This window comes from uncultured Salinicola sp. (assembly GCF_937921195.1).
Lineage (GTDB): Bacteria > Pseudomonadota > Gammaproteobacteria > Pseudomonadales > Halomonadaceae > Salinicola.
The window spans coordinates 1-12210 of the sequence record NZ_CALFQK010000143.1 but is presented as its reverse complement, the minus strand read 5'-3'; the positions used below and the strand labels follow the sequence as shown (position 1 = coordinate 12210).

Below are 12210 nucleotides of genomic sequence, written 5' to 3'. Positions count from 1 at the left end.
GCACGGACCTCTGGCAGGCAGGTAATGGGGAAACAGGTAGTGGAAAAATGGAAAGCGTCGACCCCGATCGTTGGGCTCAGGACCAGGGTTCGACGGCGTAGCGCGACAGCGCCGCCTCGTCGAAGTCGAAGCCCAATCCCGGCGTCTGGGGCAGCTGCAGGCGCCCGTCGCTGAAGGTCAACTGCGTATCGATCAGTCTACGGAAGTTAAGCACTTGATCGTCGGCAAAGAATTCGACGAAAGGCGCATTCGGCGTCGAGCCGACCAGATGCACGTGGAGATCGTGGAACCAGTGCGGGCAGATCTCCACCCCGTAACTGGCCGCCGTGGCCGCGATCCGCCGGAATTCGGTGATCCCGCCACAGACCGCCGCATCGGTCTGCAGGATCATCGCCGCCTCCTTGTCCAGCAGCTCCTTGAAGCGCCAGCGACCGGCCTCGATCTCGCCCGTCGCCACCGGAATCGGCGTACGCTCGGCCAGGCGGCGATGGTTGTCGATGTCGTCCGGGCTGAACGGCTCCTCGATCCAGTAGGGAGAGTAGGGCTCGGCCATCCGCGCGAAGGCCAGGGCCGACGGCAGATCGTGCCAGGCGTTGTTGGCGTCCATCATCAGCAGCACATCGGGGCCGATGGCTTCGCGGACGGCCGCCAGCCGCGCCTCCTCGCCAGCCAGGTTCTCGCGTCCCACCTTCATCTTGACCGCCTTGAAGCCCTTGTCGACGTAGCCGGTCATCTCGTCCGCCAGCCTGGCCGGCGTCTTGCCGTCGAGGTAGTAACCGCCGCTGGCGTAGGCCGCCACGCTCTCTTCGTCGCTGGCACCGAGAAACTGGTAGAGCGGCAGGTTGGCGGCGCGGGCGTTGCGATCCCACAGCGCCACGTCGAGGATGCTTAGCGCCCGCATCACCGAGCCGGCGCGGCCGTGCAGCAAACTCTCCTGATACATCTCCTGCCACAACCCCTCGACGCGATGGGTGTCCTGCCCCATCAGCACCGGCTTGAGCAGATCGCGCACGGCCTGGGTCACCAGGTGGCCGGCGTTGTTGCCGCCGTAGCAGAAGCCGACACCGCTGATACCGTCGTCACCGGTCACCTTGACCAGGGCGTAGTCCCGCTTGAGGACCTGCCGGTTGGAGAAGCTGGTCGGATTGTCCAGCGCGACATTGACCGTTCGCGCCTGTACATCGGTGATTCGGGTCATCGGTCATCTCTCCGGGTGGTTGACATTCCAAGGCATCAATCGGGTTTGAGGCGACGCTTGAACGGCACGCGCAGCCAGCGGAAGAACGGTGTCGCCTGCAGGATCGACAGCAGCGCGAGGATCAGCAGCACGGTGGCGATCGGGCTCTCCAGGAACACGCCGAAGCTGTCGTTGCCGATCAGCATCGACTGCTGGAAGCTGGTCTCCATCACCGGCCCCAGGATCAGGCCGATCACCATCGGCGCCGGCGAGACACCCGCCTTGCTCATCCAGTAGCCGAACAGACCGAAGCCCAGCATCAGCCCGACATCGAACAGGCTGTTGTTGATGGCGAAGGCGCCGATGATGCAGAGCGTCAGAATGGCGCAGGCGATGAAGCCGTCGGGAATCCGGGTCACCGACACGCTCATCTTGGTGAACGCCAGGCCCACCACCAGCAGCGCGATGTTGGCGAGAATCACCGCCCAGATCAGGGTGTAGGTGACATCGCCATAGTCGGTGAGCAGATTGGGGCCGGGCAGAATGCCCTGCACCATCAGCGCGCCGAGCAGGATCGCGGTGGAGGAGCTGCCCGGAATCCCGAGGGCGATGGTGGGTATCAGCGCGCCACCGACGACCGCGTTGTTGGCGGCCTCCGGCGCGGCGACCCCGGCGATCTCGCCCTTGCCGAAGCGGCTCTTGTCCTTGGCGAAGCGCTTGGCCTCGTTGTAGGCGAACCAGCTGGCGGTATCGCCACCGGTCCCCGGTATCAAGCCCACGATGATGCCGATGCCGCTGGAGCGCAGGATATTGGGCATCAGTTGCTTGACGGTGCGCCACCGCGGCATCAGGCGGTCGGTGATGCGGCTCGCCACCTTGCCGCCGCGGTGGGAGTTCTCGATCAGCGTCAGCGCCTGGGGCACCGAGAACAGCCCGATCAATGCCACCGTGAAGTCGATCCCAGCAAACAGATTGATCTGGCCAAACGTCATGCGCGGCGTTCCGGTGGTCAGGTCCATCCCGACGGTGCTGAGCAGCAGCCCCAGTCCACCGGAGAGCAGACCGCTGATCACCGATCCCTGGGCCAGCGAACCGATGATGGTGATGCCCAGCACGGCGATGGCGAACAGCTCGACCGGGCCGAATTCGAGCACCAGCGTGCCCAGCAGCGGGGCCGCCGTCAGCAGCGCGATGCCGCTCATCAGCCCGCCGAAGAAAGAGGCGAACAGCGAGATCCCCAGCGCTTCGCCGGCACGCCCCTGCTGCGACAGCGGAAAACCGTCGAGTACGGTCGCCGCCGCCGATGGCGTGCCCGGCGTGCGTAGCAGGATCGCGGCGATGGAACCGCCGTAGGACGCCCCCACGTAGAGCGAAGCCAGCATGCTCAGCCCGGTGGCCGGATCGAAGCTGAACGTCAGCGGCAGCAGCAGGGCCAGGGCCATCGTCGCCGACAGCCCCGGCATCGCCCCGACGAACAGCCCCAGCAGCGTACCGCCGAGGATGCAGGCAATGTTGTTGACGCTGAGCACGTTGGCCAGCCCGATCATCACCAGAGAGGAATCCATGCGCGTCTACACTCCTGTGCTCGAATCGAGCGTCGTGGCCACCCGTTCCGACGGGCCCTAGAGGAAGCTCGGCAACAGCGGAATCGGCAGGCCCAGGAACTGCACGAACACCAGACAGACCATGGCGATCAATACCGCTCCGGCGATCAGCGCGAAGGTCCACTTCACGGTGCCCAGAATCGCCAGCGCCAGGGCCATGAACAGCGCCGTGGCCAGCACGTAGCCCAGCGTCGTCATCACTGCGACATACCCCACCGCCAGCAGGAAGATGGCGGCGACCGCCGTCCAGCGCCGAGGCGCCGCTTGCGATGTCGCGTCCGAAGCCGGGTCGGATGCCTCGGTGGCGGTATCGCGAGTGGCCGGCGCACGACGCCCGAGGCGCAGTTCGCTGGCCACCATCGCCAGCGACATGAGCGCCACGGCCACGGCGTAGATCATCGGCATCTGGGCCGCGGCGCGCGGGTACTGGCTGGCGTCGAAGAAGAAGACGCCCGCCACGACGATGCCGAACACGCCCAGCAGCAGACGACTGACGTTCATGGCGCCCTCCTCCTCGGCAACTTGGCGGTCACTCAACGGCCGACCTGATCCTTGACCGAATCCCAGATTTCCCGATAGTCGCTTTCCATCTGATCGATCATGGCGCGGTAGTCGTCACCGGTGACCACATCGAGATTCATCGCCCGCTTTTCCGCCTGGGCCTGGAAGTCGGGATCCTTGGCCAGGGTCTGGAACGCCTCGATCAGCTGCTGCCGGGCCTCGTCGGGAATGCCCGCCGGCGCGCTGTAGCCGCGCGAGGAGCCCGCCACCACGTCGACCCCCTTCTCTTTCATGGTGGGCACGTCGGGCAGGCTGGTCAGCCGCTTCTCGGCGAACACCGCCAGCGCCCTCAGGTTGCCGGACTCGACCTGGCCGTAGACGTTGCCCACGTTGTTGAAGCTGGCATCGATCTTGCCGCCCATGGCCGCCGTCGCGGAGGGGCCATCGCCCTGGAACGGCACCTTCTTGAACGACAGCCCCTTGGCCTGCTCGAGCAGGATGGTGGTGAAGAAGTCGTCGCCGCCGACGCCGGAGTTGCCGATGGTCACGGTACCCGGGCTCTGCTCGGCGGCCGCGAAGAGATCCTCGATGGTCTGATAGGGACTGTCCGCACTGACGACGACGATGCCCGGGTCGGTCACCACGTTGGCGATCGGGGTCATCTCGTCGGTGTTGTAGGTGATGGCATCGTTCATGATGTAGTTGGTCATCAGCATCGGCGTGTTGGTGATGCTGATGGTGCCGCCGTCGTTGGGCGACTGCTTGGCCAGTCGCGTCCAGGCCACGGCCCCGGTGGCGCCAGGCATGTACTCGTTGACGAAATCGACGCCGAGGATCTCGCTCAGGCGCGGCTGCACTAGTTGCGCCAGGGCGTCACTGCCGCCCCCCGGTTTGAATCCCTGCAGTACGGTGACTTCATCGCCTCCCACGTAATCGGCGGCTTGCGCCAGGGGAGACAGGCTGATGGCCACGGCGGTGATCGTCAGCCAGTGGCGAAGGGCTTTGGCGTGCATGATCGATTCCTCTCTGACGGAGTCTGTTTATCGTTGTCGTGCCTGTTCGCTGTCGTATCTGTCCTTGTCTTATCTGTCCTTGTCGCGCCGGTTCTTGTCTTGCTGTTCTTGCCGCGATGAGAAGAACGTATTAATTTATCGATCAGATTGTCAATAATATTGACGCCAATAGAGACTAAAGCAGTAACGTCGTGAAAAATGGCGCCATAAGCCGAAAAACCAGCGTCATCGCCGAAGTCGGCGCGGCAGAATCGATTCTGCCGCCGGGCGTGGCGCGATATCGTCGATCCAGCAGCGTGTGACGCTTGCTCCAACCCCCGCCCGCTGCGGACAATGGCAACCGAGTGACGGGAACTTCATCGTGACGGGAACACATCCATGCCAAAGCGAGACACCGCCAGACCGACCACCGCCGACACCGGCCATCGTCTCGCCGACGAACCCGCGGACACTCAGGCCGAGGGGGCGAACGTGGCCGATATCGTCTCGGCCATCGAAGAGGACATCGTGCTCAATCGCGCGCACCCCAAGGAGAGGCTGGTCGAGGAGGATCTGATGCAGCGCTTCGCCGGCAAGCGCCACGTGGTGCGCCAGGCGCTGTTTCAGCTCGAGAACGCCGGCCTGGTGGAGCGGATCAAGAATCGCGGGGCCTTCGTCAAGTCCTATACGCCCCAGGAGGTGGAGGGGATCTACGTCATGCGCGAGCTCCTCGAGGAGGCCGCCGCGGACCGTATTCCGATGCCGGCGCCGCCCGCGTTGATCGATGCCCTGACCGACATACAGGACCGGCACAGCGCAGCGGTGGAGAGCGGCGACCTGCGCGCGGTGTTCCATCACAACATCGCCTTTCACCGCACGCTGTTCGCGGCCTGCGGCAACGACTATCTCGCCGATACGATCAACGAGTTCGCCCAGAAGGCCCACGCCATTCGTTTCATCGGTACCACCGACCGTGAGGCCATCCTGCTGGCCCGGGACGAGCATCTCGCCATGATCGACGCGCTCGAGCGCCAGGACCGCGCCGAGCTACATCGCCTCTGCTACCAGCATCTCCAGCCCTCGAAAGAGCGTTATCTGCATCTCTACCGGCTCCGGGAAGGCGGCTGATACGAGTGATCGGCCTCGAGGCCCGCCATCACTTCGGCACCCGACGCTGGATGTTCGGCGGCCGCAGAAAGGTGAAATCGCAGCCCTGATCCGCCTGGGTGATCTGTTCGAGGAACAGCTTGCGATACCCCCGTTCGGCGGTCAGCGCGACCGGTCGCCAGCCTTCCCGGCGTCGCGCCAGTTCTGCGTCATCGACCAGCAGCTCGAGGCGGCGTTCGCTGACGCTCAGGCGAATCCGGTCGCCGTTCTCGACCAGTGCCAGCGGCCCGCCCAGGGCGGCTTCCGGCGTCACGTGCAGCACGATGGAGCCCGCCGCGGTGCCGCTCATGCGGCCGTCGGAGATTCGCAGCATGTCGCGCACGCCCTGCCGGGCCAGCTTGCGCGGAATCGGCAGATACCCGGCTTCGGGCATCCCCGGTGCGCCCACCGGGCCGATTCGCTTGAGCACCAGAACATCCTCCGCCGTCACTTCCAGCGCCGGATCGTCGATGCGCGCCGCCATGTCCTCGGCATCCTCGAACACCACCGCGCGTCCCTCGTGCTCCATCAGCCGGGCATCCGCGGCGGACTGCTTGATGATCGCGCCGTCGGGGGCCAGGTTGCCGCGCACGAAGGCGATCCCGCCGGCGGGATAGAGCGGCGCATCGAAGCGATGCACCACCTGCTGTTCGAATACCGGCACGGCATCGATCTCCTCGCCCAGCGTGCGACCGCTCACGGTCATGGCATCCAGATGCAGCAACGGCTTCAGTTCGCGCAGCACCGTCGGCAGCCCGCCGGCACGATGCAGATCTTCCATGTAGTGCTGACCGGATGGCTTGAGATCGACCAGCACCGGGGTCTCGCGGCTCATGCGGTCGAAGGCGGCCAGATCGATGTCGATGCCCATGCGTCCGGCGATGGCGGTCAGGTGAATGATCCCGTTGGTGGAACCACCGATCGCCAGCAGCACCCGCAGCGCATTCTCGAACGCCTTCTCGGTCAGGATCCTGTCCGGCGTCACGCCTGCCCGCGCGTTGATCACGGCCTGGCGACCGGTCGCCTCGGCGACGCGCATGCGATCCGCGGTCACCGCCGGCGGCGAGGCGCTGCCCGGCAAGGCGATGCCCAGCGCTTCGCTGATACAGGCCATGGTGCTGGCCGTGCCCATGACCGAGCAGGTGCCGACACTGCCGACCAGCTTGGCGTTGACCTCCTCGATCTCCTGCTCGTCGATCTCCTGGCCGCGATACATGCCCCAGTAGCGACGACAATCGGTACACGCGCCCACGCGGACGCCACGATGGCCGCTGGTGAGCATGGCGCCGGTCACCAGCTCGAGCATCGGCAGGTTGGCGGAAGCGGCGCCCATCAGCTGGGCGGGTACGGTCTTGTCGCAGCCGCCGATGAGCACCACCGAATCCATCGGCTGGGCGCGGATCATCTCCTCGGTATCCATCGACATCAGGTTGCGCAGGTACATGCTGGTGGGCGTCGAAAAGCTCTCCGCGATCGAGATGGTGGGGAATTCGATCGGCAGTCCGCCCTCCAGCATCACACCGCGCTTCACCGCCTCGATCAGCTGCGCCATGTTGCCGTGACAGGGGTTGTAGCCACTCCCCGTATTGGCGATACCGACGATGGTGCGATTGAGTGCATCGTCACTGTAGCCCGCGCCCTTGATGAAGGCCTTGCGCAGAAACAGGGAGAAACCGGCGTCGCCGTAGTTCACCAGGCCCTGGTTGAGGCCCGTCTGTCGCACCTCGTCATGGTTGTCATGCCGCTTGTCGCTGGATCCGTCGGTTGCCATGGCGCCCTCATCGTCAATATTATTAATAATATTATCGACACAAATAACCACAGTTGGCGCGGCAATGACATCCGACTTAAGCCGCAACCAGTCGTGAGGCGGGCATGAACGGGATTTAGCAGCACCCGCTTTCATCGCCTAACCTTGTAGCGAGCGGCGACCATGAATCGCTGCCGATACCCGCAAGGACCGCGACACAAGGATGAGGACGATGACGCTTTTCGAAGACCTACGTGAAAGTCACGACAAGCAGCGCCGCCTGCTGGATCTGCTGGTCAAGACCCACGGCGACAGTGAAGGCCGCGACGAGCTGTTCCAACGACTGCGCGCCGAACTCGAGAATCACGCCGCCGCCGAAGAACGGGCGCTCTATATTCCGATGATGGAATATGACATGACCCAGGAGAAGGCCCGGCACAGCGTTGCCGAACACCACGAGATCGACGAGCTGCTGGAAACGCTGGAAGCCACCGAATACGACTCTCCGGGTTGGCTGGCCAGCGCCAAGAAACTCCAGCATCTGGTGACGCATCATCTCGACGAGGAGGAGCATGAGGTCTTCCAGTTGGCGGGGCGCGCGCTGGACGACTCGACAAAGGCCGATCTGGCCAGGACCTACCGGCACGAGATGGAGAGCCGGGAAGCCAGCTGAATGACGGTACCTGCCGACCGCTCCAGCCGGAGCGGTCGTCTGCATTGTCTCTCCAGGATCCGGCGACGGCGGATGCAACTTTTTCTCATCGGGAAACTCTCAGCAACAGCCATAAAAGGAAGGATCCTCATGTTGCTGCCCTCGAGACTCCCGCGATATCCGCGGCTGACCTGGCTCGCCCCTTTTACTCTGCTCGCGGGTTGTACGGGCGTCCCCGAGGGAACGCAGCCCGTCGGTGACTTTCAGATCGACCAGTATCTGGGCCAGTGGTACGAAATCGCCCGGCTCGACCACGGCTTCGAGGAAGGCCTGGAGTGCGTCACCGCGGAGTACACTCGCCGCGCCGATGGCGAAATCCGCGTCGTCAATCGCGGCTACGACCCTGCGAAGGGGCGCTGGGAGAGCGCCGAGGGGCACGCCAGCTTCGCCGGGGACCCCAACGTCGGCCACCTGAAGGTCAGCTTCTTCGGGCCTTTCTACGCGGGCTACAGCGTGCTGGCGCTGGACGAGAGTTATCAACATGCCCTCGTCGCCGGTCCGGACCGTGACTACCTGTGGATACTTTCGCGGGATCCGACACTGGACGAGCCCACCTATACGGCGCTGATATCGCAGGCCCGCCAACTCGAGTTTCCGGTCGACGAACTGGTCCAGGTCTCCCAGGACCCGGATGACTGCCCGCGTGCCGACGGGCCGGGACAAACCCGCGGCTGAGGCTGGCACTCATGCTTTGGTCGACATCCCGGGGCCTGCGGCGGTAGCCGCCGAAAGACGTTCTATAGTGGGTACAGCCATTCTCACCCGGAGCCCACCATGACCCTCGATCGTCGCCAGCTACTGCGTAATTCTGCCCTGATCGGCGCCTCCGTCGCGTTCTCGCCCAGCCTGCTGGCTCGGACCACCGAGGCCCCTCCCGCCCGCTATCCCGACGAGGCGTGGGAAGTGCTGGACGACCGCTTCAAGCCTTACTATCTCTTCAATACGCCGCTCGAACGCCACTGGTCCGGCGGGCTGTGGCTCGCCTGGAACGCGGTCGGCCGCTATGCAGTCTTCAGCGATATTCCCCGCGCCCGGCAGATGCGCTGGGACGAGATGACCGGACAGGTCAGCGTATTGCGCGAAGGCGTGGGCCATTCCAACGGCAATGCCTTCGACCATCACGGTCGCCTGGTCGCCTGCGAGCATTCGCCGGCGAGAGTCGTGCGCTACGAATGGGATGGCACCACCACCGTGCTGGCCAGCCGTTATCAGGGCAAGCGGCTGAACGCCCCCAACGATCTGGTGATCCTGCCCAACGACGGGGTGATATTCACCGATCCCGGCTACGGCGCCCACGTCGATTACGAGGGCGAGAAGCGAGAGCTGGAGATCAAGCCGGCGATCTACTACATCGACGACACGCTGGACGCCCCCAAGCTCCTGAGCGACGAACTGGGCAAGCCCAACGGCATCGCCCTGTCCGGCGATGGCCGGACGCTCTATGCCAGCGATACCGCTCCCTCTCACTTCCCCGACCGCCCGGCAACGGTGTCGCGCTGGGCGCTCTCCCAGGACGGCCAGTCGCTCAGCAACCGCGAGACGCTGGTATCGAGCAAGGACGCCGAGACCTACGATGGCATCACCCTGGATCAGGACGACAACCTATGGGCGGCGACATCCGGCGGCGAGGGCCACGACGGCGTCTCGATCTTCTCTCCCAACGGGGACCGCATCGGCCGGATCCTGCTGCCGGAGGTGTGCGCCAATCTCTGTTTCGTCGGCGAACATCGCAACCGGCTGCTGATGGCGGCGAGCCGTTCGATCTACACCCTCTACACCGGCACCCGGGGGGTATGAATGCCAACGCCGCCGTCGGGTTCGGTGCCCCCGGTTTTCACGATGAGGCCGCGTTTTTTCAGTGTATCGACGAGGTCGCTTGTCGGGATCCACGATCGGGGTAAGCTGGGCTTTCCCTGAAGCAGCCGAGAATCGGCATGAACCCGATCCACCCTCTGTTCGCGCCGACCGCGTCCTCCCTGTGGTTCCAGGAGCGTTCGGGAAGCGCCGCGATGCCTCGAGATCCCCATGCTCGATGACTGGCTCTCCGCAACGCTGGAGGGCAGCGTCGCCGGTCGACCCGCCACGGGCCCGCTCCCCGGCGGGCGCTACCATGTCCATGGCGAAGGGATTCTCGAACTGATACCGGATGTCGCCGCTCCCGACGCACGCAGCGTGGTGATTTCCGCGGGCATCCATGGCAACGAGACCGCTCCCATCGAGCTGGCCGGCGAGCTGCTCGCCGCGCTGGAGGCCGGGCGTCTCGCGCTGGGCGCGCCGCTGCTGGTCATTCTCGGCAACATTCCCTCGATTCGCGCGCAGACCCGTTTCGTCGACACCAATCTCAACCGACTGTTCCAGCGCGGGCTCGACCAGGAGGGCGAGGAGCCCGAGCGGGCACGGGCGTTGATGCATGCGGTCGACGACTTCTTCGCCCGCCACCGCCATCGCCCGCTGCATCTCGACATGCACACCGCCATACGCGACAGTCGCTATCCACGCTTCGCCGTGGTGCCCTATACGGACGGACAGGCAGGGACCCAGCCTCGCTCGGCATGGCCCGATCTGGCCGCGGCCGGCATGCAGGCCGTGCTGCTGCAGCATCGACACAGCTGGACCTTCTCCCACTACTCGCGTCACTACCACGCGGCCGAGGCCTACACGCTGGAACTCGGCAAGGTGCGCCCCTTCGGCGACAACGACCTCGACGCCCTGAACGGCATGCGGGCGTGGCTCGCCGCTCTGGCGCAGGGCGTCCCGCCCGCCGAAGGCAACGTGGACGATCTTCGGTTCTTCCAGGTCGCATTCGAGCTGATGCGCACGAGCGATACCTTTCGACTCACCTTTGCCGAGGACGTCGCCAATTTCAGCGAGTTCGCGGTGGGAGAAAGGCTGGCCGAGGACGCAGAGGCAGGGCCTTTCGTGGTGGAAACGGCGCCGCTGTCGGTGGTCTTTCCCAACGCCCGCGTCGAGCTCGGCGCGCGCGCGGCACTGCTGGTCCGGCCCTGCGGGGTTCCCGGCTCGCCCTGACGACGACATCGACGACCACGATCGCCGAGTCGAGCAGGACGATTTTCGCTGCGTTCAACAACGACAACACGACCCAGGAGTTTTCTACAATGAACAATGACTTACCGTTCGATTACCTTCCACTACCCCTACCCCGCCGGCGCTCCGATCTGGCGTTGTCTGGAACCTAACGGCGAAACTGCTAGAATCGCCGGATTTTTCGCCGGGGAGTCGGCGTCGCCCACGCCATCGACGAGGGCACGATCGACAGCGACAAGGGCCGTCAGACGCCAAGCCGCTCCCCGCCAGCCAGCCAACCCACTCGGTGGACAACATCATGGCCGCGACCCCCATTCCCCTGGAAGCGAAGGGCATCAAGAAGCGCTTCGGCGATCACGAGGTACTCAAGGGGATCTCTCTCCAGGCGCAGAAAGGCGACGTCATCACCCTGATCGGCGCTTCCGGTTCCGGGAAAAGCACGTTCCTGCGCTGCATGAACCTGCTGGAACAGCCCGACGAAGGCGAGCTGATCGTTCACAACGAGACGATCGGTTTCCGCGCCACCAAGCACGGCCGCGAGCCCGCCGACTGGAAACAGGTCGAGCGTATTCGCGCCAAGCTTTCGATGGTGTTTCAGAACTTCAATCTCTGGTCGCACATGACGCTGCTCGAGAACGTCATCGAGGCGCCGGTCCATGTGCTGAAGAAAACCAGGAAACAGGCCATCGACGAGGCCCGCGCCCTGCTCGACCGCGTCGGCCTGCTGGATCGCGCCGACTACTTCCCGACCCAGATGTCCGGCGGTCAGCAGCAGCGCGGCGCCATCGCCCGGGCACTGGCGATGGACCCGGAGGTCATGCTGTTCGACGAGCCCACCTCGGCGCTCGATCCGGAGCTGGTCGGTGACGTGCTCAAGGTCATGCGCGACCTCGCCGACGAGGGCCGTACCATGATTCTGGTGACCCACGAGATCGCCTTCGCCCGGGATGTCTCCAGCCAGGTGATCTACCTGCACCAGGGCGTGGTCGAAGAGGTTGGCGCGCCGGCCGATGTCCTCGACAACCCGCGCTCCGAGCGCCTGCGCCAGTTCCTGGCGCCCAAGCACTGAGGCGGACACCATCATGATCGACCTGCAAGGCTACGGCCCGCGGCTGCTCGAGGGGGCGCTGGTCACCGTCGAACTGGCCGTGCTCTCGCTGATACTGGCAGTCATCCTGGGGTTGTTGACCGCCAGCGCCAAGCTGTCGCGCAACCGGCTGATTCACGGCATCGGCACGCTCTACACCACGCTGGTGCGCGGCGTGCCGGATCTGGTGCTGATG

12 protein-coding genes are annotated in these 12210 nt (G+C 64.9%); 7 read left to right on the top strand and 5 right to left on the bottom strand.

The window, feature by feature from the left end; all coding sequences use genetic code 11:
* Positions 1-76: 76 nt before the first annotated feature.
* The 4 genes from Q0602_RS15410 to Q0602_RS15395 are packed head-to-tail and all read right to left on the bottom strand — an operon-like array spanning position 77 to position 4295.
* Positions 77-1198, bottom strand: coding sequence for a mandelate racemase/muconate lactonizing enzyme family protein (locus Q0602_RS15410; RefSeq protein WP_298845180.1), 1122 nt, complete (start codon positions 1196-1198; stop codon positions 77-79).
* Positions 1199-1233: 35 nt separating this feature from the next.
* A complete protein-coding gene (locus Q0602_RS15405) occupies positions 1234-2742 on the bottom strand; it encodes a tripartite tricarboxylate transporter permease (protein ID WP_295037785.1) in 1509 nt (502 codons plus the stop codon).
* 57 nt (positions 2743-2799) lie between these two features.
* Entirely contained in the window at positions 2800-3282 is a 483-nt protein-coding gene (locus tag Q0602_RS15400; protein WP_298845176.1) for a tripartite tricarboxylate transporter TctB family protein, read from the bottom strand.
* Positions 3283-3314: 32 nt separating this feature from the next.
* Positions 3315-4295: a tripartite tricarboxylate transporter substrate binding protein gene (locus Q0602_RS15395; RefSeq protein ID WP_295037788.1), complete on the bottom strand. Its 981-nt coding sequence runs from the start codon at positions 4293-4295 to the stop codon at positions 3315-3317.
* 378 nt (positions 4296-4673) lie between these two features.
* Here Q0602_RS15395 and Q0602_RS15390 point away from each other — a divergent pair, with 378 nt between their 5' ends.
* On the top strand, positions 4674-5402 hold the full coding sequence (locus Q0602_RS15390; protein WP_298845172.1) for a GntR family transcriptional regulator: 729 nt from the start codon (positions 4674-4676) through the stop codon (positions 5400-5402).
* A 28-nt stretch (positions 5403-5430) separates the two neighbouring features.
* On the opposite strand, the gene Q0602_RS15385 is transcribed toward Q0602_RS15390, so the two are convergent.
* Positions 5431-7191: an IlvD/Edd family dehydratase gene (locus Q0602_RS15385; protein WP_298845169.1), complete on the bottom strand. Its 1761-nt coding sequence runs from the start codon at positions 7189-7191 to the stop codon at positions 5431-5433.
* Between the two features lie 211 nt (positions 7192-7402).
* Between Q0602_RS15385 and Q0602_RS15380 the strand changes: the two genes are divergently transcribed.
* The 6 genes from Q0602_RS15380 to Q0602_RS15355 all read left to right on the top strand — a co-directional run.
* Positions 7403-7843: a hemerythrin domain-containing protein gene (locus tag Q0602_RS15380; RefSeq protein WP_149434309.1), complete on the top strand. Its 441-nt coding sequence runs from the start codon at positions 7403-7405 to the stop codon at positions 7841-7843.
* A gap of 129 nt (positions 7844-7972) precedes the next feature.
* Positions 7973-8557: a lipocalin family protein gene (locus tag Q0602_RS15375; protein ID WP_298845162.1), complete on the top strand. Its 585-nt coding sequence runs from the start codon at positions 7973-7975 to the stop codon at positions 8555-8557.
* Between the two features lie 99 nt (positions 8558-8656).
* Positions 8657-9679 (top strand): SMP-30/gluconolactonase/LRE family protein, encoded by a 1023-nt coding sequence (locus tag Q0602_RS15370; RefSeq protein WP_298845160.1) that lies wholly within the window; start codon positions 8657-8659, stop codon positions 9677-9679.
* 228 nt (positions 9680-9907) lie between these two features.
* Complete coding sequence (locus Q0602_RS15365) at positions 9908-10909, top strand: succinylglutamate desuccinylase (RefSeq protein WP_298845157.1); 1002 nt, start codon at positions 9908-9910, stop codon at positions 10907-10909.
* Positions 10910-11225: 316 nt separating this feature from the next.
* On the top strand, positions 11226-11996 hold the full coding sequence (locus tag Q0602_RS15360; RefSeq protein WP_298845154.1) for an ABC transporter ATP-binding protein: 771 nt from the start codon (positions 11226-11228) through the stop codon (positions 11994-11996).
* A 13-nt stretch (positions 11997-12009) separates the two neighbouring features.
* The coding region (locus Q0602_RS15355) for an ABC transporter permease subunit (RefSeq protein ID WP_298845151.1) at positions 12010-12210 on the top strand (201 nt) is incomplete at its 3' end.

Coding starts and splice junctions, on each gene's coding strand:
- Q0602_RS15390 (WP_298845172.1), top strand. CDS start 4,674: ATGCCAAAGCGAGACACCGCCAGACCGACCACCGCCGACACCGGCCAT.
- Q0602_RS15370 (WP_298845160.1), top strand. CDS start 8,657: ATGACCCTCGATCGTCGCCAGCTACTGCGTAATTCTGCCCTGATCGGC.
- Q0602_RS15380 (WP_149434309.1), top strand. CDS start 7,403: ATGACGCTTTTCGAAGACCTACGTGAAAGTCACGACAAGCAGCGCCGC.
- Q0602_RS15400 (WP_298845176.1), bottom strand. CDS start 3,282: ATGAACGTCAGTCGTCTGCTGCTGGGCGTGTTCGGCATCGTCGTGGCG.
- Q0602_RS15365 (WP_298845157.1), top strand. CDS start 9,908: ATGCTCGATGACTGGCTCTCCGCAACGCTGGAGGGCAGCGTCGCCGGT.
- Q0602_RS15360 (WP_298845154.1), top strand. CDS start 11,226: ATGGCCGCGACCCCCATTCCCCTGGAAGCGAAGGGCATCAAGAAGCGC.
- Q0602_RS15405 (WP_295037785.1), bottom strand. CDS start 2,742: ATGGATTCCTCTCTGGTGATGATCGGGCTGGCCAACGTGCTCAGCGTC.
- Q0602_RS15375 (WP_298845162.1), top strand. CDS start 7,973: ATGTTGCTGCCCTCGAGACTCCCGCGATATCCGCGGCTGACCTGGCTC.
- Q0602_RS15395 (WP_295037788.1), bottom strand. CDS start 4,295: ATGCACGCCAAAGCCCTTCGCCACTGGCTGACGATCACCGCCGTGGCC.
- Q0602_RS15410 (WP_298845180.1), bottom strand. CDS start 1,198: ATGACCCGAATCACCGATGTACAGGCGCGAACGGTCAATGTCGCGCTG.
- Q0602_RS15385 (WP_298845169.1), bottom strand. CDS start 7,191: ATGGCAACCGACGGATCCAGCGACAAGCGGCATGACAACCATGACGAG.